General features: G+C 66.2%; 15 protein-coding genes and 1 pseudogene. 7 read left to right on the top strand and 9 right to left on the bottom strand.

Annotated features, from left to right (window positions below; all coding sequences use genetic code 11):
• The first annotated feature begins 562 nt into the window (after positions 1–562).
• From AC3A6B_RS22040 to AC3A6B_RS22055, 4 genes are all read left to right on the top strand, one after another.
• Positions 563–1,633, top strand: a complete 1,071-nt coding sequence (locus tag AC3A6B_RS22040) for a glycosyltransferase family 4 protein (protein WP_487838779.1) — start codon at positions 563–565, stop codon at positions 1,631–1,633.
• Positions 1,611–3,803, top strand: coding sequence for an amylo-alpha-1,6-glucosidase (locus AC3A6B_RS22045; RefSeq protein ID WP_487838823.1), 2,193 nt, complete (start codon positions 1,611–1,613; stop codon positions 3,801–3,803). The genes AC3A6B_RS22040 and AC3A6B_RS22045 overlap by 23 nt, the downstream gene beginning before the upstream one ends.
• Positions 3,804–4,174: 371 nt before the next feature.
• The gene (locus AC3A6B_RS22050) at positions 4,175–4,453 is read left to right on the top strand and encodes a DUF3303 domain-containing protein (protein WP_487838780.1); all 279 of its coding nucleotides are present in this window, start codon (positions 4,175–4,177) and stop codon (positions 4,451–4,453) included.
• Between the two features lie 426 nt (positions 4,454–4,879).
• A complete protein-coding gene (locus tag AC3A6B_RS22055; protein ID WP_487838781.1) occupies positions 4,880–5,371 on the top strand; it encodes a hypothetical protein in 492 nt (163 codons plus the stop codon).
• Between the two features lie 554 nt (positions 5,372–5,925).
• Here the strand turns inward: AC3A6B_RS22055 and AC3A6B_RS22060 are convergent.
• The 3 genes from AC3A6B_RS22060 to AC3A6B_RS22070 all read right to left on the bottom strand — a co-directional run bounded on the left by AC3A6B_RS22060 (position 5,926) and on the right by AC3A6B_RS22070 (position 8,353).
• Positions 5,926–6,075 (bottom strand): wax ester/triacylglycerol synthase domain-containing protein, encoded by a 150-nt coding sequence (locus AC3A6B_RS22060; protein WP_487838782.1) that lies wholly within the window; start codon positions 6,073–6,075, stop codon positions 5,926–5,928.
• Between the two features lie 50 nt (positions 6,076–6,125).
• Complete coding sequence (locus tag AC3A6B_RS22065; RefSeq protein ID WP_487838783.1) at positions 6,126–7,469, bottom strand: MFS transporter; 1,344 nt, start codon at positions 7,467–7,469, stop codon at positions 6,126–6,128.
• 176 nt (positions 7,470–7,645) lie between these two features.
• Positions 7,646–8,353 carry a TetR/AcrR family transcriptional regulator gene (locus tag AC3A6B_RS22070; protein WP_487838784.1) on the bottom strand — a complete coding sequence of 236 codons (708 nt, stop codon included), beginning with the start codon at positions 8,351–8,353 and terminating at the stop codon, positions 7,646–7,648.
• 72 nt (positions 8,354–8,425) lie between these two features.
• Between AC3A6B_RS22070 and AC3A6B_RS22075 the strand changes: the two genes are divergently transcribed.
• Entirely contained in the window at positions 8,426–9,538 is a 1,113-nt protein-coding gene (locus AC3A6B_RS22075) for a DUF2855 family protein (RefSeq protein ID WP_487838785.1), read from the top strand.
• Between the two features lie 54 nt (positions 9,539–9,592).
• Here AC3A6B_RS22075 and AC3A6B_RS22080 read toward each other — a convergent pair whose 3' ends face one another.
• The 5 genes and pseudogenes from AC3A6B_RS22080 to AC3A6B_RS22100 all read right to left on the bottom strand — a co-directional run bounded on the left by AC3A6B_RS22080 (position 9,593) and on the right by AC3A6B_RS22100 (position 12,931).
• The gene (locus AC3A6B_RS22080) at positions 9,593–9,844 is read right to left on the bottom strand and encodes a hypothetical protein (protein WP_487838786.1); all 252 of its coding nucleotides are present in this window, start codon (positions 9,842–9,844) and stop codon (positions 9,593–9,595) included.
• Between the two features lie 293 nt (positions 9,845–10,137).
• Positions 10,138–10,410 (bottom strand): hypothetical protein, encoded by a 273-nt coding sequence (locus tag AC3A6B_RS22085; RefSeq protein WP_487838787.1) that lies wholly within the window; start codon positions 10,408–10,410, stop codon positions 10,138–10,140.
• Positions 10,376–10,603: pseudogene (locus AC3A6B_RS22090) on the bottom strand (winged helix-turn-helix domain-containing protein); the annotation flags it as partial. The gene AC3A6B_RS22085 and the pseudogene AC3A6B_RS22090, both read right to left, overlap by 35 nt.
• A gap of 169 nt (positions 10,604–10,772) precedes the next feature.
• Positions 10,773–12,212 carry a cytochrome P450 gene (locus AC3A6B_RS22095; RefSeq protein WP_487838788.1) on the bottom strand — a complete coding sequence of 480 codons (1,440 nt, stop codon included), beginning with the start codon at positions 12,210–12,212 and terminating at the stop codon, positions 10,773–10,775.
• 65 nt (positions 12,213–12,277) lie between these two features.
• A complete protein-coding gene (locus tag AC3A6B_RS22100; RefSeq protein ID WP_487838789.1) occupies positions 12,278–12,931 on the bottom strand; it encodes an N-acetyltransferase family protein in 654 nt (217 codons plus the stop codon).
• Between the two features lie 218 nt (positions 12,932–13,149).
• On the opposite strand from AC3A6B_RS22100, the gene AC3A6B_RS22105 reads away from it, so the two are divergent.
• Both AC3A6B_RS22105 and AC3A6B_RS22110 read left to right on the top strand, forming a co-directional pair.
• Complete coding sequence (locus tag AC3A6B_RS22105) at positions 13,150–14,694, top strand: metallophosphoesterase family protein (RefSeq protein WP_487838790.1); 1,545 nt, start codon at positions 13,150–13,152, stop codon at positions 14,692–14,694.
• A 2-nt stretch (positions 14,695–14,696) separates the two neighbouring features.
• The gene (locus tag AC3A6B_RS22110) at positions 14,697–18,476 is read left to right on the top strand and encodes an alpha/beta fold hydrolase (protein WP_487838791.1); all 3,780 of its coding nucleotides are present in this window, start codon (positions 14,697–14,699) and stop codon (positions 18,474–18,476) included.
• Here AC3A6B_RS22110 and AC3A6B_RS22115 read toward each other — a convergent pair.
• Positions 18,445–21,057, bottom strand: a complete 2,613-nt coding sequence (locus AC3A6B_RS22115) for an ATP-binding protein (RefSeq protein WP_487838792.1) — start codon at positions 21,055–21,057, stop codon at positions 18,445–18,447. The genes AC3A6B_RS22110 and AC3A6B_RS22115 overlap by 32 nt on opposite strands.
• Positions 21,058–21,109 lie beyond the last annotated feature (52 nt).

Consider the following 21,109-nt stretch of genomic DNA (forward strand, 5'->3'; position numbering starts at 1 on the left):
CGCGGTCCGTGCGCTGGATCAAGCGCGCACGGGTATCCGCAGACCTTGTGGTGCGCCCCCTCGCAGAAACTCTCGGTTACCGGGCGATACACCCATGATGACGAGACTTGCCCATTCCCGGCCGTCCGTGGGGCAGCGTCTCTGCGCAACTCGGGCCCAGATCGTCGGCGGTCGCTGAGGCGAGCGTTTTCCTACTGCGAGGATCGCTTTTTTCCCTCTCCCTCCGGGGTGCCGCTCGGTACTTTCACTGCAGACCAGCCACCAAGGAGGTCACATGAAAAGCATCATCCTTTGGCGCTTCGGCGTGCCATTGGCGTCATCATCTAGTTGAAGGTATTGGGGGTGTATTGAGGGCAGCGAGGGCAATTCCCTTCCCGCTCGTCTGCGTGCAGCCTTGCGGCTTCCCGCAGGTCCGCGGCACCGATCTTTGCTGACTGCACGCGCCGTCAAGGAGCGCGACAAGTCCGAACGGACGTCGAGCATCCTGCCCTCTTGAAAACTGGAGGGGAGACCATGTATCTATGAGTGTTGGCCGATGCCACGGCACTTTGGGAGATCGACGATGAAGATCGCGCAAATCGCCCCGCTCTACGAGGCCGTGCCGCCGCGTCTTTACGGTGGCACGGAACGTGTGGTCGCGTACCTGACCGATGCATTGCTCGAACAGGGCCACGACGTCACGCTGTTCGCATCGGCGGACGCGCAGACGCGGGCGAAGCTGGTCGCGGCGCGCGACCAGGCATTGCGCCTTGACCCCGCCACGCTGAAGTCGGACCTGGCCAGCCATCTGGTCCTGCTGAACGAAGTGCGGCGCCGTGCCGACGAGTTCGACGTCTTGCACTTCCACATCGATCTGCTGCACTTCCCGTTTTTCGAAAATGCGCCGGGCCACACTCTCACCACCCTGCACGGCCGACTCGATGTCAGGGATCTGCCCGAGGCGTACAAGTGCTGGAACCGGTTCCCGCTGGCATCGATCTCCAATCACCAGCGCAAGCCCCTGCAATTTGCAAACTGGCACGGCACCGTCTACAACGGCGTGGATGAAGCGCTCTATCCGTTCCAGGCCGTCCCGCAAGGCGGCTATCTCGCATTCCTCGGGCGCATCTCGCCAGAGAAACGTCCCGATCGCGCTATCGCCATTGCCATCCGTGCAGGCATGCCGCTCAAGATCGCTGCCAAGGTAGACGCCGTGGACAAAGAATATTTCGAGTACCGCATCCGCCCCCTGCTGAACCACCCACTGATCGAATTCGTGGGCGAGATCGGGGATGGCGACAAGGCGAAGTTCCTCGGCAACGCCAATGCGCTTCTGTTTCCGATCGATTGGCCGGAGCCCTTTGGGCTCGTGATGGTCGAGGCCATGGCCTGTGGCACACCGGTGATCGCGTGGCGATGCGGTTCCGTCCCCGAAGTGCTCGAACAAGGCATATCAGGCTTGATCGTCGACAACGAAGACGAAGCCGTTGCGGCCGTGCAAGCAGCGATCGCGCTCGACAGGGGCCAGGTTCGCGCCGCCTTCGAGCAGCGGTTCTCGTCCCGGGTCATGGCCAGCGCCTACCTGGATCTCTACTATCGACTGCCCGGATTCAGGACGAGGTATCCGCAACATGGCTATCCCAAGGCAGCCTGAGCCGGCAGGCCAGGGAATGGAACAGGAGCCGGCGCTTGCCGAGCTTGACGTCGAGCAGTGGGTCGAACGCACGCCTCAGCGCCTGTTTGTTCTGAAGGAAGGCGACACCTTCCTAGTCGCCGACATCTATGGCGACGTGACGGGCGAAGCCGATGGCTTGTTCTGCAACGACACCCGGCTGCTGTCGCAATTTCGCTTGCGCTTCGGCGGCCGCAGGCCCTCGTTGCTCTCGGGCGCAGTCAGCCAGGACAACGTCTTCTTCACGGCGCATTTGGCCAACCATCCGCTGCCGCCGCTGGGCGACGCGGCGACCCCCGAAGGCGTCGTGCACGTGGAACGCAAGCGCTTCCTGTGGGACGGGCGCATCTTCGAGCGCATCACGCTGTTCAACTATGGCCTGTCTCCGGTGCGCGCCCCGCTCGCGATCCAGCTGGGGGCGGACTTTCGCGACATGTTCGAGGTACGCGGGCAAAAGCGTTCGCAACGCGGCCGACGGCATCCTTCCGTGGTGGCTGAGCAAACGCTGCAGTGGGTCTATGAAGGGCTGGACAACCTGGTGCGCACGGTTTGCATCGCATTTTCGGAGACGCCCTCTCGCCTGGATGAGAACCATGCCGAATTCCAGGTCGACGTGCTGGAACGGCGGCCATGGACGCTCTACATGGAAATCGGCCCCGCGGCAACGGCTGCACCGAGCTGCACGCGCTACCGGCAGGCTGCGGCGGCGGCACGGCGAAGCATGCGTGTGCGGCAACGGCGCGGGGCACGGGCGCAGGTCTCGGGCCGCTTGTTCCAGTCGTGGCTGGACAAGTCGCGCGCCGATCTGGCGTTGCTGACGACCGATCTGCCCACGGGGCCCTATCCCTACGCGGGCATTCCGTGGTTCTCGACGCCCTTCGGGCGCGACGCCATCGTGACATCCTTGCAGATGCTCTGGCTCGACCCCTCGCTGGCGCACGGTGTGCTGGCGTTCCTTGCACATCATCAGGCTCAGCACACCTCGACGTTCCGCGATTCCGAGCCCGGAAAAATCATGCACGAAACGCGCAAGGGGGAAATGGCCGCCGTCGACGAATTGCCCTTCGCCAAATACTACGGCGGTGTCGACACGACGCCGCTGTTCATCGTGCTGGCAGGCGCCTATGCCGAGCGCATGGGTGACTCGCGCGCGATCGATCCCTTCTGGCCGGCCTTGAACTCGGCTGTACGCTGGATCGAGCGCAGCAGCGCCAATAACCCCGGCGGCTTCCTGAGCTATGCGCGTGGCGAGGCCAGCGGCCTGGCCAACCAGGGATGGAAGGACAGCAACGATTCGGTGTTCCATGAAGACGGCCGCATGCCCGAAGGGCCGATCGCGCTGATCGAGGTCCAGGGTTATGCCTACCGCGCCTACCTGTCGATGGCCGAGCTCGCCGAATGGCGCGGAGATCATGGCCCGGCGGGCCATTGGAAGCGCCGCGCCGAGGAGCTGCGCGCCTCGGTCGAACGACACTTCTGGCAGGACGATCTTCAGTTCTACGCACTCGCGCTGGACGGCGTGGGCCGGCCCTGCCGAGTGCGCTCTTCCAACGTCGGCCACTTGCTCTATACCGGCCTGCCCCGCCTGGACCGAGGCCGGGCCATTGCGCACCAGCTGCTGTCGAGCGCCTTCAATTCAGGCTGGGGCATCCGCACGCTGCCGCCCGAGGCGCCGCGCTTCAATCCGATGTCCTACCACAACGGGTCCGTCTGGCCTCACGATGTCGTGCTCTGCGCCGCAGGCATGGCGCGCTACGGGGAACGCGATGGGGTCGTGCGCCTGCTGAGCGAGATGTTCGAAGCGGCAACCCACTTCGGCATGCGAATGCCGGAGTTGTTCTGCGGCTTTGAGCGGGCACCGGGCGAGGCGCCGATCGCCTATCCGGTGGCGTGCCTGCCGCAAGCGTGGGCCGCCGGAGCAGTGTTCATGCTGCTGCAAGCCACGCTCGGCTTGCGCATCGATGCCCGCCGCCTTTCCATCCATGCCGCCGAGCCTCGACTGCCGCCCGACATCGATCGCCTGCATCTTCGTCATATGCAGATCGGCGAGCAGTTTGTCGACCTGGGCTTTCAACGCATGGGGGATCGCGTGATCGCCTTCATCGAAAGGCAGCAAGGTCCGCAACCGGTTGGTCTCTCGATGCAGTTTTGAAGAACGAACCCCGATCCAGCAGCTCGGGCACGGATCTGGGCGCAGTCGACCCTCCGCGAAGCTCCTCAATGAAGGCTCGGATTGGCCCGACACTTCCAATGATCGCGCAGTTTTGGCGCCGAGGGAGGGGCTTGGCGCATTCCGTGCATTCGCCGTGGTCGCCCCCGTGGGGAACTGGACGCCGATCCTGCGCCGAGTCGCCGAAAAATTGATCGGGTGCGGAAAGCGAGCCACGCCGTGGCCGCCTCGGCGGTTTGCAGATTTGGGCGCGTTCGACTATCAATGACCCAGGGCGTCACCCAATGCCCGGCGTTGTTCGCGCGCCACTCGCCTGCAGCGCACTTCCAAGGTGCCGAAAGGGGACGAACATCATGCTTTTCATCGGCCATTGGCGCATTTCCTCCGGCAATCGCAACGCTGTCATCGAGCGCTTCGCGAAAACGGGTGGACAGCCTCCAGTAGGCGTCAAGCTGCTCGGGCGCTGGCACGACGTGGCGAACGGCACGGGCATTAGCATCAGCGAGGCAGACGACGCTTCCGCAATAGCACGTTGGGTTCTCGAGTGGTCCGATCTGATGGACATGGAAGTGCATCCAGCCCTGAACGACGAGCAACTTGGCGTAGTGCTCGGCGGACTGCAACGCAAGTAGCGGGTTCGAGGCCCCAATGATCGAGTCCATCAGTCGATACGGCAGCTCTTTTGCTGGAGTTGGAATTCTCGAACCGGAACTCGGTTGACGCCACCTTCTGTAGCCTGCAGCTCGCTGACAGCGACCCGACAGCAGTCTTGCCGGCCACCGTATGCGAGATCTCGTACTCGCCTCCTTGCAGGGCATGAATGTGATGGTTGTGTCGCAGGTTGTTGAACCCAATCCGTAAGCAGCGTTGCCCACCCCAGGAGGGGAACTGCCGGTGCTAGCGTGGAGAGGCCCGGTCGTAGCGGCAACGACGCCCAGGACGTGAGACTTCACCTCCCTTACAAAAAGCACCTGAATACTCCGCATTCGGTTACGGGGATGAGTCTCAAAATTCGAGCGGGCGCAGAAGAAGGTGTCTCGACCAACTTGGAGGTTCCCATGAAAGCACTGGTTTCCTCACGTCTTGTACGCGCCACTGCGCTTGGACTGGCATTCGGTTTGGTCACGGCACTGGTTGCAGCTCAGGAAACTCTTCCAGCAGGAGTGGCGTGTAGTTTCCCCCTGCAGTTTCAGGTCGCCGGCACGCCTCCGGACACCAAAGTGTTCACGGACAAGGAGGGCAACCCGGTGAAGTCAATTACGGCCGGCAAGGGCGTACAACTGACATTCACCAATGTCATCAGCGGGGCCACTCTCAGCTTGAAAGCGAACGGGTCGGTAACCAAGCAGACCTTCAACCCGGACGGCACTACGACGTTTGTTACCACCGGGCATAACGTGCTCATACTTTTTCCGAGCGACGTGCCGCCCGGCCCTACAACTACGCTGTACGTGGGACGGGTCGTCTTCACAGTTGACAATGCCGGCGTTTTCACACTGTTAGGGACGAGCGGGAAGTCGACGGATATTTGTGCCGTCTTGTCAATTTGAGAGGCGATGCATTGCGCGCGCGCCGTGACGAGCCCACGCACCGAAGTTCTTGACTAAGCACGAAGGTGCCGAACGTCCGCCGGTGGTCCGCATTCAGCCCTTTGGAAGCCGTGTCGCGTAGGCCGTCTCTCCCATCAACGGGACGCGATTTCCAGCAACTGAAAAGGCGCGTCGAATTGAGCGGGCCATACCTGACCATGATCAATCGGCCGCGCGTCGTCCATGCACCTGTCACAACCTCGCCCGCTTGCAGCTCAGCACCCCGGGTGCGCTGCCGCAACTCTCGCACGAAGTGAGGCAGCGCGTGCAAGGGGCCGTCCAGCACGTTGATCCCCGTCCACTCGTCCTTGAGCTGTTAATTTCCATCTAGAAGTGATCCACTGTGGAGTATCCCCCTCGGGATGGCGAGGTCGGGCGTTGGGCATTGCGAACTGCTGTGCTTCAAGCAGCGCCTCACGCTCGGCGTCGAGCAACTGGGCCACAGCGTCTTCGGCTGCTGCTCGCGGTCCAGGTCTGACTCGAGCTGCTTCGCCGTCTGGCGCGCGCGGTCGACGTCAGCGAGCATGCGTTTTCCCTGGGCGGCATGGCGCGCCTTGCGCAGAGTTGGTGGCAAGCCCGTAGCCTTCGGGCAAGTCGAACAGCATCAGGCTGCCCACGTGCATCGGCTTCTCTGGCGTTTCCAGGTGCAGGAACGATGCGTCCATACTGCTCAGGTGGTCCGTTTGCCTTGTTTCCATTCCTGGGTGTGTTGGTTCTAGCCCTGAACATTCTTGGGCGTCTTCGCCGAACGCACCGCGAGCAGCAGGATGATTCCCGAGAGCAGGTACAGCGCAATCACCAGATACATGCTATAGACCGGGCTTCCAGTGCGCGCAGTGATCGCGCCTGTGACGGCGGGACTCGCTGCCGCACCCAGGTTGCCGAGGCTGCTGATGAGGGCAATGCCCGCGGCCGCACCGACCTTCGATAGATACTCGGTCGTGATCGTAAAGAACAGCGGCGTTGCAGCAGCGATGCCGATCACGGCAAGCGACAGGGCGGCAAGCGACGCACCGAGGTTGCCATGCGTCAACGTCGTGATGCCAAGTCCGATCGCTGCGATGGCCACGCTGCCGGCAAAGTGCCAGCGGCGCTCGCCGTGCTTGTCGGAGTTGCGGCCGATCAGGACCATGCCGAACACGCCGATCAGGCTGGGCAACGCCGAGTACAGGCCGATTTTCATCAGATCGGCGACACCCCAGCTCTTGATGAGGGTCGGCACCCAAAAGATCATCGTGTAGGTCGCGCCGAGCAGCAAGAAGTAAACCAACGCCAGCACGTAGACCTTGCGATCGCGAAGCATCTGGCCCAGGCTCGCGTGCGAGCCGCCGGCGACCAGGCCGTGGTCGTTCTCGAGGTTGGTGCGCAGCGCGGTCTTTTCAGCAGCGTTCAGCCAGCGCGCGTCTTCGGGGCTGTCCTGCAGGTAGAAGTACGCCACGATGCCGAGCAGCGACGCGGGCAAGCCTTGAACGAGGAAGAGCCACTGCCAGCCAGCCCACCCGTTCACGCCGTCCAGGTACTTCATGATGCCGCCGCACAACGGGCCGGCAATGACGCCCGCAACGGTGGTGGCAGCCATGAAGACGGCGATCACCTGGCCGCGCCGCTTCGACGGATACCAGTACGTAAGGTACAGGATGATCCCGGGGAAGAAGCCGGCCTCGAAGACGCCGAGCAGGAAGCGCAGCACGTAGAACTGCGTCGGCGTCTGCACGAACATCATCGCCGCGGCGACGATGCCCCAGCAGAACATGATGCGCAGCAACGTTTTGCGCGCGCCAATCCTTTCGAGCAGCAAGTTACTCGGCACTTCGAACAGGAAGTAGCCGATGAAGAAGATGCCGGCGCCCAGGCCGTACACCGCATCGCTGAACGTCAGCACCTGCTTCATCTGCAGTTGCGCGTAGCCGATGTTGATGCGGTCGAGGTAGGCGACCATGTAGCAGACGATCAACAGCGGAATGATCCGCCAGCTGACCTTCGAGTACAGCGCGTCGACGACGTTGTCCTTCGGAAGCGAAGCCTGCGTTTGTGGTGCACGCGCCAAGTGGGTGTTCATCGATGTCTCCGGTGGTGTGGTCGATGGCGTGAAACTGCCATCGAGTGCCGGAGACTTTATCGACGACCCCGTATGCGCGGGTTCGGAATACCGGGCTGTCCCCGCCGGTGGCTCGCGCGCCTACTCCGCCCTGCAGAGGCTGCATCTCAAGGCGTCGCGCCGGTCGAAACTCAAGGTTATTGGCGAGGCGCTTGTTCGGATCTGGCGAGCGAGCTAGAGGCGCGCCCCGAGGGCTGGGGCTGCGACGGCGCCGACAGCGTCAACTGACACTGACGCTCGAGCTCCACGGCCCACGCCCTGGCTGTAGCCTCATCGGCATTCACCAGCAACAGATAGCGCCTTCCGCCAAAGGCCGAAAGGAACAGCGTGTGCACCGTGTGCGCCGACGGCGGCTGCGGCAAATCGGCGCAGGCGTTCAGCGCTTTCGACCAGGCCGCGAGGATCTCGTCATGCACACGCCGGTGGTGTTTGAGCTCGGCGATCTGATGCTCGAGGCCGAGCATCTTGGCGTCGTAGTAGGACACCTCGGGCGCGTCGATGCCGAGCGTCAGCCGCAACAAGTGGTGCAAGCGTTCCTGCCACGGCGCATCGACGGCCTGCACGACCTGCTTTTCGATTGCCGCGAGCAGCACGTCCATGCTATGGCGCACATAGCCGGACAACAGCGCCTGCTTGTTGGGAAAGTACTCGTACAGCGTGCCCACCGAGATGCCGGTCTCCAGCGCCACGGAGCGGGTGGTAAGCCGCTCCCAGCCTTGCGCCTGCCAAATCCGAACAAACGCGTCGTAAATTGCCTGCACCGTGAAGCGTGCGCGCGCCTGTGAAGGGCGCTTCAGTGGCTTGGCACGCGGTGCGCTTACCGGTGCGTGAGCGACATGGCGCATTCCGAACCCACGATGAGCCGGCCCCCACTACAGTGAAGCCACTGACCCTTGACGACGAAGTGAAGCACAACCATGAATGACACAACGATCTCCATCACGCGGCTGCTCACCGACAAGTTGGCATTGAACCACAGCCGCATCGAAGCGCGGGCTATTCCCCTGCCGCTTGCGCAGGGCGAGGCCTTGCTGAAGATCTCGCGCGTGGCGATCACCACCAACAACATTACCTACGCCGCCTTCGGCGATGCGATGCAGTACTGGGCCTTCTTTCCGACGAACGACGATGCGTGGGGCCACATGCCGGTGTGGGGTTTCGCCGATGTCGTCGCTTCCACCGTTTCGGGCGTCGCGATCGGCGAGCGCTTCTACGGCTACTTTCCGATCGCAAGCCACCTGATCGTGGCGCCGCAGCGAGTGACGGCGCGCGGCTTCTACGACGGCGCCGAACACCGCAAGCTGCTCACCTCGGCCTACAACCAATACACGCGCTGCAGTCAGGACGCGGGGTACCTGCCACAACGCGAGGACCATCAGATAGTTGTGCGGCCGCTGTTCCTCACCTCGTTCATGTTGGCCGACTTCCTGCAGGACAACGCGTACTTCGGCGCCAGGCAACTGGTCGTTTCCAGCGCGTCGAGCAAGACTGCTTATGGCACGGCGTTCTGCCTGCAAGGCGAGAGCGACATCGAGCTCTCCGCACTCACCTCCGAGCGAAACGCAGCCTTCGTCGAAGGCCTCGGTTGTTATCGGCAGACGACGACCTACGACGCGTTGGGGTCGATTCGGCGCGACGTGCCAACGCTGTATGTCGACTTTTCAGGTGACGAGTCGCTGCGCGAGCACGTGCACCACCACTTCGGAGACGCGCTGGTCTACGACTGCTTCGCCGGTTCGGCACAGAACACGAACTTCCTGCGCGACACCGACTTGCCCGGTCCGGCGCCGAAGTTCTTTTTCGCGCCGGTGCAGATCAAGAAGCGGAACGCCGATTGGGGACACGCGCTATTCAATCAGAACTTCAACACAGCACAACGCGGCTTCGTCGAGCGAATCGCCGACCGCGCACGGCCGTGGATGAGGGTGGTCGAAAGCAGGGGCTATGCAGCCGCGCAAGAGCTGATCGCCAAGCTACATGCGGGTGGCGCCGATCCACGGGAGGGACACGTGGTGGTGCTGGGGGACTAGACATTTGCCACGCACCCACGCGCGCAGCACCTGTGCGGACTTCGGCTTGAACAGCTACCTGAGGTCGCGTCGACCGCAACAGGCCTTGCTTGCAACCTGGCGCTCGATAAAGATGCCGTCAAAAACCAGGCGCGCATCGCCTTCGAGGTCGACAAAATCCACGTCTTGCTCGCGACATAGCGCCTGGGCTTCGGGCGTCAGATAGGAGGCGATGAAGACCGGCGTGGCATCTTGCGCCTGATGCGCCACGCAGCTGAAGCAGCGCGATCCGAACATGGCGCGGCGCGGCGCGGCGCGGCTGGCCATCGGACTTCACTTCGCAGAGCAGCGCATGGCGCCTGCCCGATACGTCGATGTGCGCCACGATATCGCCCTCGTGGCCCGGTGTCAGCACCTCACGTTCAATGTCCAAAAGCCTGATCGCGGCACCTGCTCCAGCACAGGCGGAGAGCGTCCGCCGCTTTGCGCTCCACGTTTTTCATTGAATCGAAGGCTTTCAGCAAAACGCTGAAATAGTCCTGATTGGTGAAATTCCGTACGCTGAGAAGCGCCGAGGCCGATCGCGCGACCTGCCTGCACCGGTCCGAAGGCGATCCTGCTCAACCCGCTTGAGCGAAGAGCGCCTGCAAAACGAAATGCGTCGGCAGGTACAGGCCGATCGGGAACGCCAGCATCAAGAATCCGAGCCAAACGAGCGGATGGACGCGCCGCTGCAACCTGCCCGGCCCGCGCACCCAGTTGATGTTCTCGTCCGAAGTCGTCGTCACCGCGTAGGTGATCGGCAGTACGAACCAGGCGAGCAGCGTCTGAGCGACAAGCGCGCGCGAGTCGTAGCCCAATTCGTGCAGCATCCAGATCAGCACGACGGACAACAACGTGTAAGAGCGACAACGCCCGCTTGAGGCTCACCTCCTCGCCCCACTCGCACAGGCGCTCAACCAGCTGGTCCTTGCGGAGCGGCCGCCTAGCGCGCTGCAGCAGCACCTCGAGCAGGCTCAGCTCCCGGGCGGACAGGTCCACCATCTTGCCGTCGAGCGTGGTCAATCGGCCAGCCTGATCGTAGACCCTGCGCGACGGGAATTTTCATAGTGGTCATTCTTCGATCCCCTGCCCCACACGCTCACGGAGTCGCACGAGCCGGCAACCAAGTGGCAGGCTGCGCCTTCGAGCTGCAGGCGAACGCGGATCGCATGGCGCGAAAGGCGCGATTTCATGCGCAGCTATTTGCGCACGGCTACTGGGCCCGGGTTCGCAGCTGCAACCTCAGGTCTACGGGCGACATGGTGAACGCCAGCCGCTCCTGCACCTCGGTGCGGTCGGGGGTGGACACATCCGCGATCTCGAATGCGCCCAGCAGCATCGCGGCCACCATCTTCATCTCCGACAGCGCGAGGTAGCGGCCGGGACATGTGCGGGGCCCCGCGCCGAAAGGCATGGCGACGCGCTTGGCCGAGCCCGCGGCCCGGGCCGGCCCATCGCCGGCGAGCCAGCGTTCCGGCCGGAAGGCCTGGGGATCGGGGAAATGCGCGGCGTCCACGGCTGCCGGGCGCATCAGGCACATCACCGGCGTGCCGGCAGGCACTGCCACACCGTCCACCACGGTATCGCGCACGGCCTCCTGGATGAGGAGCGGGGCGACCGGCTTCAGCCGCATCGTTTCGTGCGCGCAGGCTTCCACGAAATCGAGCCCGCCCAACTGCTCGTGGGTAGGATGGGATTGGTTGCCGAGCACGCGGCGAACTTCCTCGGCGGCCCGTCGCGCGGCCTCGGGATGGGCATGCAGCAGCCAGATCATCCACGCCAGCGTGTTGGCCGTCGTGTCCTCGCCGGCCAGCAGCATGGTCAACATGTTGCCCGAAACGTCCTCGTCGCTCAGCTCGGAGCCGGGCCGGTCGCGCTCGGCGATCATGGCTTCGATGAGGTTGCGGGGGCGCTCGCGCAGTTCAGGCTCGTCGGCGAGCCGTTGCCTCGCGGCGGCGATGAAGCCGTTCACGGCGCCGTGCACCGCCGCCAGATCCGCTTCCACCGCCCGGTCGCGCCGCGTCAGCCAGCGCGGCAGCGGCGACAGCACGCGCTTGGCCAACGCGGGCAGCAGCTTGTCCAGGTGCTTCTGGATAACCTCGTCGTCCGATTCCACCGTATTGATGTCGGTGCCGAAGGCGAGGCCCGCTGTCACGTCGACGGTGTAGCGCATCAGGTCTGCCTGCAGGTCGATCGCACGTCCTTCGTCAGCGGCCTGGCGCCAGCGGCGCTCGAAGCGCTGCGTGACCTTCACCAGCGTGGGATGGAAGGCCTTGATGTGGGTCGGGTCCAGGCCGCGCAGCACCATGGGGCGATGCCGCCTCCATTCGTCGCCGTTGATGGTGAACAGGCCGTTGAAGCCCAGCGAGCGGGCGGCCGTGTTGAGCTTGGCGCCGCGCTGGAATCCATCGGGCCGGTCGCGCAGCACTGCGGCGACCGTCCCCGGGTTGGAGATGACGACGAACTCACGGGAGGCGATGCGGAAGCGGTAGGTCTCGCCGTACTCGCGCGCCCACTGCTCGACCTGCTGGTGCAGGCGTTCGCGCTCGATCTGCAGGGCATTGCCCAGCAGAGGCAGGCCGCGCGGCCCCGGCAGGTCGCGAATGCGCCGCGCGGGTGCATCCGCACGCGGTCCATCGGTGGTGATCGCCATGTCGGTTCCTTCGTGCGCTGCGGCGCGCCAAAAGCGCGGCATCTTATCTCGCCGTGGGAGGCCCATCAGAAGCCGAACTGGAAGAGCTGGTTGTTCAGCCAGCGCCGCAGCACATCCACGGGTCGCAGCGCAGGCGCCTGCGGCAGCCGTGGGGCCACGCCACGTTCCATGCGAAGCACCGGCCGATCGGCGCCTTGCGCGCACGCGACGAAGCCCATGCGCTGCATGAAGCGGATCATCCGGTGGTTGGAAGAGGGTACCTCGCCGACAAGCCGACGCAGGCCGGCATCGCGCGCGGCCTCGAGCAGGCGATCGAGCAATGGCTCGGCCAGTCCCTGGCCTTGCCAGAAGTCGGCCACGACAAGCGTCAGCTCAGCGCAGTCACCATCCGTGCTGACGTCGTAGCGCGCCTCCCCGATGACCTCCTCGTCGTCGTCCAGCTTCAGCGTGGCGACGAAGGCAGCATGGCGGACGCCGTCCACGTTGACCAGGTCCAGCAGCATGGCCGGAGGGCAGGTACCGAAGCCGCGGCCGAAGCGCTCGCCGCGCGATGCGGCCGACAGCCTGGCGACGAAGCCGCCAAAGCGCTTCGCGTCGTCGGAACGCAGGGCGCGGATCTGGGCCGGCGCGCCGTTGCGCAGCCGAACCTGCCGCGGCACCCCGACGGCACGCCGCGTCGCGGCGATGGCTGCGGCCGTGGTGGTGTTCAGCTTGATCATGGCGCTCTTCCGTTGGCTTGTGAAAAAGGAGAGCCAAGCTTCTCGCGCCGCGCCCTTCCGGTCCTTAAGTAGTACTGAAGCGTGCTGAAACCCGCTTCAGGTGGCCTCCGGCCAGCCGAATTCAGGACGTTTAAGGGCTGCATTCATGACGCCGCCGCCGCCTTCGGCGACAGTCCCGGCACGGACCCGGCCGGGTCCCACCGATGCGCCCACGAACCATGGCCCTGAATGCCCCCCGTTATGTCTGCCTGTCCGACCTTCACCTCGGCGCCGCCTACAGCACCCTGACCTACGCCGACGCGCAGGGACGGCCCGATCCCCGCCGCCCCAGCGACACCCAGATCGCCTTCGGCAGCGCCTTGCGCAAGCTGCTGTCCACCATGGACGGCCCACCCCCGACACTGATCCTGCTGGGCGACGTGCTCGACATGGGCCTGTCGCCGATGGGCGACGTGGCAGCGGCGTTCCAGTGCTTCGTCGAGACGGTGATGCAGGATGGGGGCCGGCCCGTGTTCGCCCCGCGCGTGCTGTACGTGCCCGGCAACCACGACCACCATCTCTGGCGCATCGCGCAGGACCAGCAGTTCCAGGACGCGCTGCAGCAGGGCCGCGTCGAGGACGACCTGATCAAGCACACCGCACTTTTCGAGCCTGCGGGCGAGGAGGCCGGGGCCGCCCGGATCGGCTCGGCGATGCTGACGCGGCTCGCGGCCGGCTGTCCGGGCCTGGCTGACGCGCGGGTGGACATCGCCTACCCGAATCTCGGCCTGCTCGATGACGCGCGCCGCCGCTGCGTGGTGCTGCACCATGGGCACTACATCGACCCGATGTACCGCGTGATGAGGATCCTGAATGCGCAAGCCCCCGGCCGCAGCGCGGGACGCAACCCCGGCGCCGTAACGGTCTCGGACCTGGAGGGCCAGAACGGCGCCTGGGTCGATTTCATGTGGTCCGACCTCGGCAGCTCCGGCTTGACCGGCGCGGGCGCCGGCAAGCTCTACGAGGTGATGCGCGATGCCGCCGCATCGCACGACTTCTCTCAACGACTGGCCACCCTGCTGGTGGCCAAGCTCGACCAGAACTTCGGCATGAGCGGGAGCATGGACGTGTTCCAGGGCGTCACGGTCAGCCAGCTCGTCCTCGGCACGCTCGATGCCACGCTCGGCCGGGGCGCCGAGTCGCAGCGCGACGGCTATGCCGAAGTGATGAGTGCCGAAGACGTGGCGGACCTGCGCTGGTACCTCTCGGGGCCGGTGAAGCTGCAGCTCGAGCAGGCCGGGCTCAAGCCATCGGAGCTGGATTTCAGCTTCGTCTTCGGCCACAGCCACAAGCCTTTCGAGGACGAGCTGCCGGTGGCGGGCTTCAACCGGCCGGTCGGCGTCTTCAACACCGGCGGCTGGGTGATGGACCAGCCCACCATGACCACCACGCAAGGCGCCTCGGCCATGTTCATCGACGATGCGCTGAACATCGCATCGCTGCGCCTGTTCAACGACCCGGTGAACGGCCGCGTGCCCCCGGTGCACGCCCGTGGCGTCGGCGGCTTCCGCGACCGCGACAACCCGATGCTGACGGCGCTGGCCGCAGGCATCGAGCGCACGGCACCGGCCTGGGAGGCGTTCTCGCGCAACGCGCAGCACGCCACGCAGAGCCGCGCCACGCTGCTGCTCGACGAGTTCTTCACCGCCTCGGTCGCGGTGATGGCGGACGCGCGGGCCGAGATGGACGCCCGGACAAAGACGATGGCAGGGGCGAAGGCATGACGATGAAGCCCATTTCCCGCTCGCTCGATGAGATCGCCCCGCACTACAAGGTGGTCGTCGTGGGCTCCGGCTATGGCGCCGGCGTGGCGGCTTCGCGCCTCGCGCGCGCCGGCCAGACGGTCTGCGTGCTCGAGCGCGGTCGCGAGATCCTGCCCGGCCAGTTCCCGAACGACCTCGCCACCGCGCAGGCCGACATGCAGATCGACGGTGCGCGCGGCAAGCTCGGCGCACCCGACGGCCTGTACAACCTGCACCTGAGCGACGACATGCTGGCGATGGTGGGCTGCGGCCTGGGCGGCACCTCGCTCATCAATGCCAACGTCACGCTGGAGATCGATCCGCGCCTGTTCGACGCGACGCCCTGGCCGGCCGAGTTCCGGCGCGACCCCAAGCTGCTCGATCCCTACATCGCACGCGCGCGGCAGATGCTCGACCCCTCGCCCTATCCCGAGGATTCGGAAGACTTCCCGCCGCTGAACAAGCTGCTGGCGCTACAGAAATCGGCCGCGGCGATGAAGAAGCCGTTCAAGCGAGCGCCGATCGCGGTGAACTTCGTCGACCAGGTGAACCCGTTCGGCGTGACGCAGCCGCGCTGCAACCTGTGCGGCGATTGCACCAGCGGCTGCAACGTGGGCGCGAAGAACACCACGCGCATGAACTACCTGCCCGACGCCCACAACCACGGCGCGCAGATCTTCACGGGCGCGCAGGTCAGCCACGTCGAGCGCGACGGCGCGCGCTGGCGCGTGTACTTCGACGAGGTCGGCCTGCGGGGGCCGGACGGTCCGGCCGCGCAGGCGAGCGCCGGCCGGCGCAGCGTCAGCGCCGACGTGGTGATGCTCGGCGCAGGCGCCCTGGGTTCGACCGAGATCCTGCTGCGCTCCAAGGCGCACGGCCTGCCCTTGACGGACCGGCTCGGCCAGCGCTTCTCCGGCAACGGCGATGTGCTCGCGCTGGGCTACAACAGCTACTGGCGGTCCGGCACCGATGCGCAGGACCAGGTCGTGCGCAGCCCGATCAACGGTGTGGGCACCGGGCGCAACCAGGTCGCGCCGGCCGATCTGCCGGGGCCGTGCATCACCGGCGTGATCGACATGCGCCAGACGCCCGAGGTGGGTGACGGGCTGGTGATCGAGGAGGGCGTGATCCCGGGCGCGCTGGCCCCACTGCTGGCGCCCGCGCTGTTCTTCTCCGACGCGATGCTGGGCGGCGAGTTCGCGTACGGCGCCACGCAGGCCAAGCCCCGCCTGCTCGATGCCCAGGTCCTGGGCGAGGCGGTGCAGAACGACCCCGGCAGCCTGACCGGGCTCGCCTACACCGGCGCGGTGGCCCGCACGCAGACCTACCTGGTGATGAGCGTGGACGACGCGGCCGGCCGCCTGCACCTGGAGGACGACCGGCTGCGCATCGACTGGCCGGACGCCGGCGCCAGCCCCACGATCGCCAGGGACGAGGCGTGGCTGCGGGCTGCCAACGACGCGGTCCAGGGCCAGTTCATCCCGAATCCGCTATCGGCCGAATCGCTCGGCCGCAAGCTGATCACCGTGCACCCGCTCGGCGGCTGCGGCATGGGCGACAGCGGGCGCGATGGCGTGGTCAATCACCAGGGCCAGGTGTTCTCGGGCAACGAAGGCGAGGCGGTTCACGAGGGCCTTTACGTCTGCGACGGCGCGGTGCTGCCGGGTGCTGCGGGCGTGAATCCGCTATTGACCATCACGGCCCTGGCCGAGCGCGCCTGCCAGAACCTGTGCGACGCGCGAGGCTGGGTGATCGAGCTCGGCCTGAATCCGCGCCAGGTCTTGCCCGCGCGCAGCGCGTCCCCGGCTCCGGCCTCCCCTGCGACCTCCCCTGCGGCCTCACCTCCTTCGGGCCTGCTGGAACGGCTGAAGCGGGAGATCTCGTCGATCGCGCATGACGCCGAAGCGCTTCTCCAAAACGTGACCGGCCATCTCGAAGCGGGCGCCGTCGAATTGGCGAAGCATGCGATCAAGCTGCTCATCGAGAAGGATCCGGCGCTGCTCAGCCCGAGCTTCCAGTTCACCGAAACCATGCAGGGCTGGATCAGCACCGACGCGGTGGTCGCGCGCCCCGACGCGGCACGCCGCATCGCAGACGACTACGAAGTCGCCTGTGCCTGGGGCCGCATGCGCAACCAGACGATGCGCTTCGAGCTGACCATCCATACCCACGACCTGCACGCGATGGTCTCGGACCCGACGCACGCCGCGACCATCTCCGGCACCGTCACCTGCCCGGCGCTGTGGCACGAGCCGATGCCGGTGGCGAGCGGCGTGTTCCACCTGCTGCCGCCCGACGCGCAGCGGGTGGAAACCTGGACCATGACCTACGAGATGATGCTGCAGCGCGGCGACTCGCGGCTGCGCTTCAAGGGCCACAAGCTGCTGCACCAGCGTCCCGGCACCTCCCCCTGGACCGACACCACCACGCTGTTCGTGCGTGTGCACGACGTCGAAAGCGTCGATCGCCCGCTGGTCGCGCAGGGCATTCTGACGCTCGACCTCGAAGACCTGCTGTGGCAGGCGTCCTCCATCCGGCTGGAGCCGCCCGCCAACCTGCTGGGCGAGGTGGAGCAGCAGGTGCCGGCCGCGCGCGACGCCATCAACGCCGTCTACCTGGCCAAGTTTGGCGGCTTCTTCGCCACGACGCTGTTCCGCGCCTACGGCGGCCTGCTGGCGAACCTGAACAACTTCCCGGCGCTCGACCTCCCCCAGCTACAGCGGCGCGCGTTGCGCGCACCGGCGCCGGTGCCGCACAGCGTGGACGTCGGCGATGGCTTCAAGATCAAACTCACCCGCTATGCCGGCGGCGCGCGCGGGCCGGTGGTGCTGGCGCCAGGCTTCTCGGTGCGGGCGTCGTCCTTCGCCACCGACACGGTGGAGCAGAACCTGGTGGAAGCGCTATGCGCGCGGGGCTGGGACGTGTGGCTGTTCGACTACCGGGCCAGCCCCGATTCCGGCAGCCCGATCGCCCCCTTCACCATCGACGACATCGCCCGCGTCGACTGGCCGGCCGCGGTGCGCTTCATCCTGGAGGCCACGGGTGCACGGGACCTGCAGGCGGTCGCGCACTGCGTCGGCTCGATGAGCCTGCTGATGGCACTGCTCGACGGCATGACCGGCGTGCGCTCGATCGTCTCCTCGCAGCTGACGCTGCATCCGGTGACCAACTGGCTCAACTACGCCAAGGCCGACCTCGGCCTGGCCCGGCTGCTGCAGGGCTATGCACCGCTGGAGGACCGCTTCGACAACGTGCCCGGCACCACCGACCTGGACCGCGAGATCGACGTGCTCGCGTGGAAGGTACCCATTCCCGCGGGCGAGGACTGCAAGAACCCGCTGTGCCGCCGAGTGTTCTCCATCTTCGGCCCCTCGTATGCCCACGCGCAACTGAATAACGCCACCCACACGGCGCTGGCGGAAATGTTCGGCTGCGTGTCGCTGCGCCCCTTCGAGCAGCTGAGCCTGATGATGCAGCAGGCCAAGGCAGTGGACAGCGAGGGGCGCGACGTCTACGTCGTGCCGCAGAACGCGCCGCGGCTGGCGCTGCCGATCAGCTTCGTGGCCGGGGCCGGCAACCAGCTTTTCTTCCCGGAAACCTGCATCCGCACGCAGCGCTGGCTGTCGACCTTCAACGATCCTGCCCTCTACACGCGCCACATCTTCGACGGCTACGCCCACATGGACCTGTTCATCGGGCGCGATGCAGCGCGCGACGTCTTCCCCTACCTGATCACGCAGCTCGAACGTGCAGACCCGCGCTGAGACCTTGGGACACCAGCGCCACGGTGGCGTCCTCGTCGAGCCCGGCCCCTTCGAGGCGCCAAGCCTCGATGCTGGCCGAAGGATGGGCAGCACCGATGTGCTTCAGGGCGGCCGCCCTCGTGCGCTCGTCGCTGGGCGTGCGCCGCTCGCCGCGCCGCTCACGCGCGGCGTCATCGCAGCCGATCAGCAGTGCGGCCTCGCGCAGCCGGCCCTGGCGCGCCGAAAGCAGCGCCAGCATGCCCGCGAAGTGGCGCAGCCCGACCGAACGGCGGCAATGCGGCAGGCTTCGAAGCACCTGGGCTTGGGCCTCCTCGAGCGCGCCCTGTCCGGCCAGCGCATGGGCGTACCAGTTCAGCGCGAAGGCCATCATCTGCGCATCGGTCAGCGGCGAGCGCTGCAAATGGTCGATGAGCCCGCGGAACTGGGCCACCGCCTCGTCCACATGCCCCAGTTCCTGATGCATGGCAGCCAGGTTGTTGAGCACATGGAAGAGCGTGCGCGCGTTGCCTTCCGAGCGCACCAGCGGCAGCGCCTGGGAGAAGGCAGACAGCGCCTGGACGGGCTGGTCCTGGTAGCGCCGCACCATGCCCGAGCAATACAGCCAGGTGCCCTTGAAGGCGCGCAGGCCGGGTTGCTCGACCAGCTCGCGGCATTGCGCCAGCCGGCGCTCGGCGCTGTCGAAATCGCCGCTCACGGCTGCCACATAGGCGTTCGAACACAGCGTGAGGGCCAGCAAGCCGTGCGGCGGCTGCCGCTCGAAGATCTCGCAGGCCCGGTCGAGCAGTTGCATCCGCCGCTGCGCGCTGATGCCGCCGTGCAGCCCGACCAGCGCCATGCCGAGGCTGAACTCGGCCACCACCTGCGCCGGCGTGGCCTCGCTGATCAGCGGCTCGGCCATCAGCATCCACCGCAGGCATTCCGGGTAGCGGCCGGCCTGGTACATCAGTATGGCGGCGATGTTCACCAGGTCGAGCGCCAGCGCAGCATCGCCGCCCGGACCGCAGGCCCATTCGATCGCGCTGCGCAGGTTGTCGATCTCGGGGCTGCAGGCCAGCACCCACTGGTCCACCGTCTCGGCGCCCAGGTGACCGGCACGCACGCGCCGGTCGAGCGCCGACTGCACGCAGCGCGCATGCCATTGGCGCAGGTGGTTCCATTCGCAGGCCGCCTCGAGCTGCTCGCGGGCGTAGACGCGGGCGGTCTCCAGCAGGCGATAGCGCGGCACCGGACCGGCATCGACCACGACCATCGACTTGTCGACCAGGTTGCCGAGATGGTCCAGCACGGCCCACACATCGATGCTCTCGTCGGACGTCACCTGTTGCGCCAGCTCGAGGCCGAAGCCGCCCACGAACACGCCGAGCCGGCGGAACACCTTCTGTTCATCCGCGCTCAGCAGCGCATAGCTCCAATCGAGCGTCGTGCGCAGCGTGCGATGGCGCGAGGGCGCATCGCGCACGCCGCTCTTGAGCACATGCAGGCGCTGGGCCAGGTGCTGCCGCACGCCCTGCACGCCCAGGAGAGGAACGCGCGCAGCGGCGAGTTCCAGCGCGAGCGGCAGGCCGTCCAGCTCGCGGCAGATGTCTACCACCGCGTCCAGATTGCCTTCGTCGAGTCGGAAGCCCGGCTGCATGGCGCCGACGCGGGCCACGAACAGGGCCACCGCGCCATGCGTCGCCGCATCGGCGAGGACGGCATGGTCCGGCACCGCCAGGGCGCCGAGCCGCACCGCCCGCTCGGTGGCCAGCTTCAAGGGTTCCTGGCTCGTGACCAGGACGTGCAGGTTCGGCACGGCTTCGAGCAGGTGGCCCACGAGCGCAGCAACGGCCTCGATCAGATGCTCGCAGTTATCCAGCACCAGCAGCTCGTGGCCGCGCAGGCGTTCGGCCAGCTCGACGCTCGCGTCAGCCCGGCCGGGCAGGTTGATGCTCAGGGCGAGCGCCACCGCGCCAGGCAGCGTGGCCGGCTCGGAGGTGGAGGCCAGTTCGACCATCCAGGCGCCGTCCCGGAAGTCGTGCGCCACCTGGCGGGCGACGGCGCGGGCGAGGCTGGTCTTGCCGATGCCGCCCGGCCCCAGCACGCTGAGCAGGCGATGCTGCTGCACCAGCTCGCGCAGCAGCGCCAGCTCGGCATCCCGCCCCAGCAGGGGAGGCAGCAAGGCCGGCAGGTTGCCGGTCTCCGAGCGCAGGGCCCGGGCGGCGGATGCCATGGGAGCGCCCCTGGGATTCGGTGCGGGCGCACCGACGCTCGCGGCGGCCGTGGCCAAAGCCGGCATAGCGTCCAGCGCTGCGGCAAAGCGATAACCGCGGCCCGGAATCGTGACGATGGCTTTGGGTCCCAGCAGCTTGCGCAGCGCACTCACATGCACCTGGAGGTTGTTTTCCTCCACCACCAGGTTGGGCCACACCATCTCGAGCAGCTCGTTCTTGCTCAGCATCCGCTCGCGGTGCGCGATCAAGGCCGAAAGCACATCGAAGGCGCGGCTCCCCAGGTTGGCGGGCTGGCCCTCTATCAGCAATTGCCGGGTCGAAGGGCGCAATTCGATGTTGTCGAAGCGGTAGATCGAATCATTCGGAAGCACGGGGACCCTCAAAGCGGATTTGACACAGGCAAAGGCAGGGTTGTAACCGTGT

The organism is Variovorax sp. Soil_C_33 (assembly GCF_057656935.1).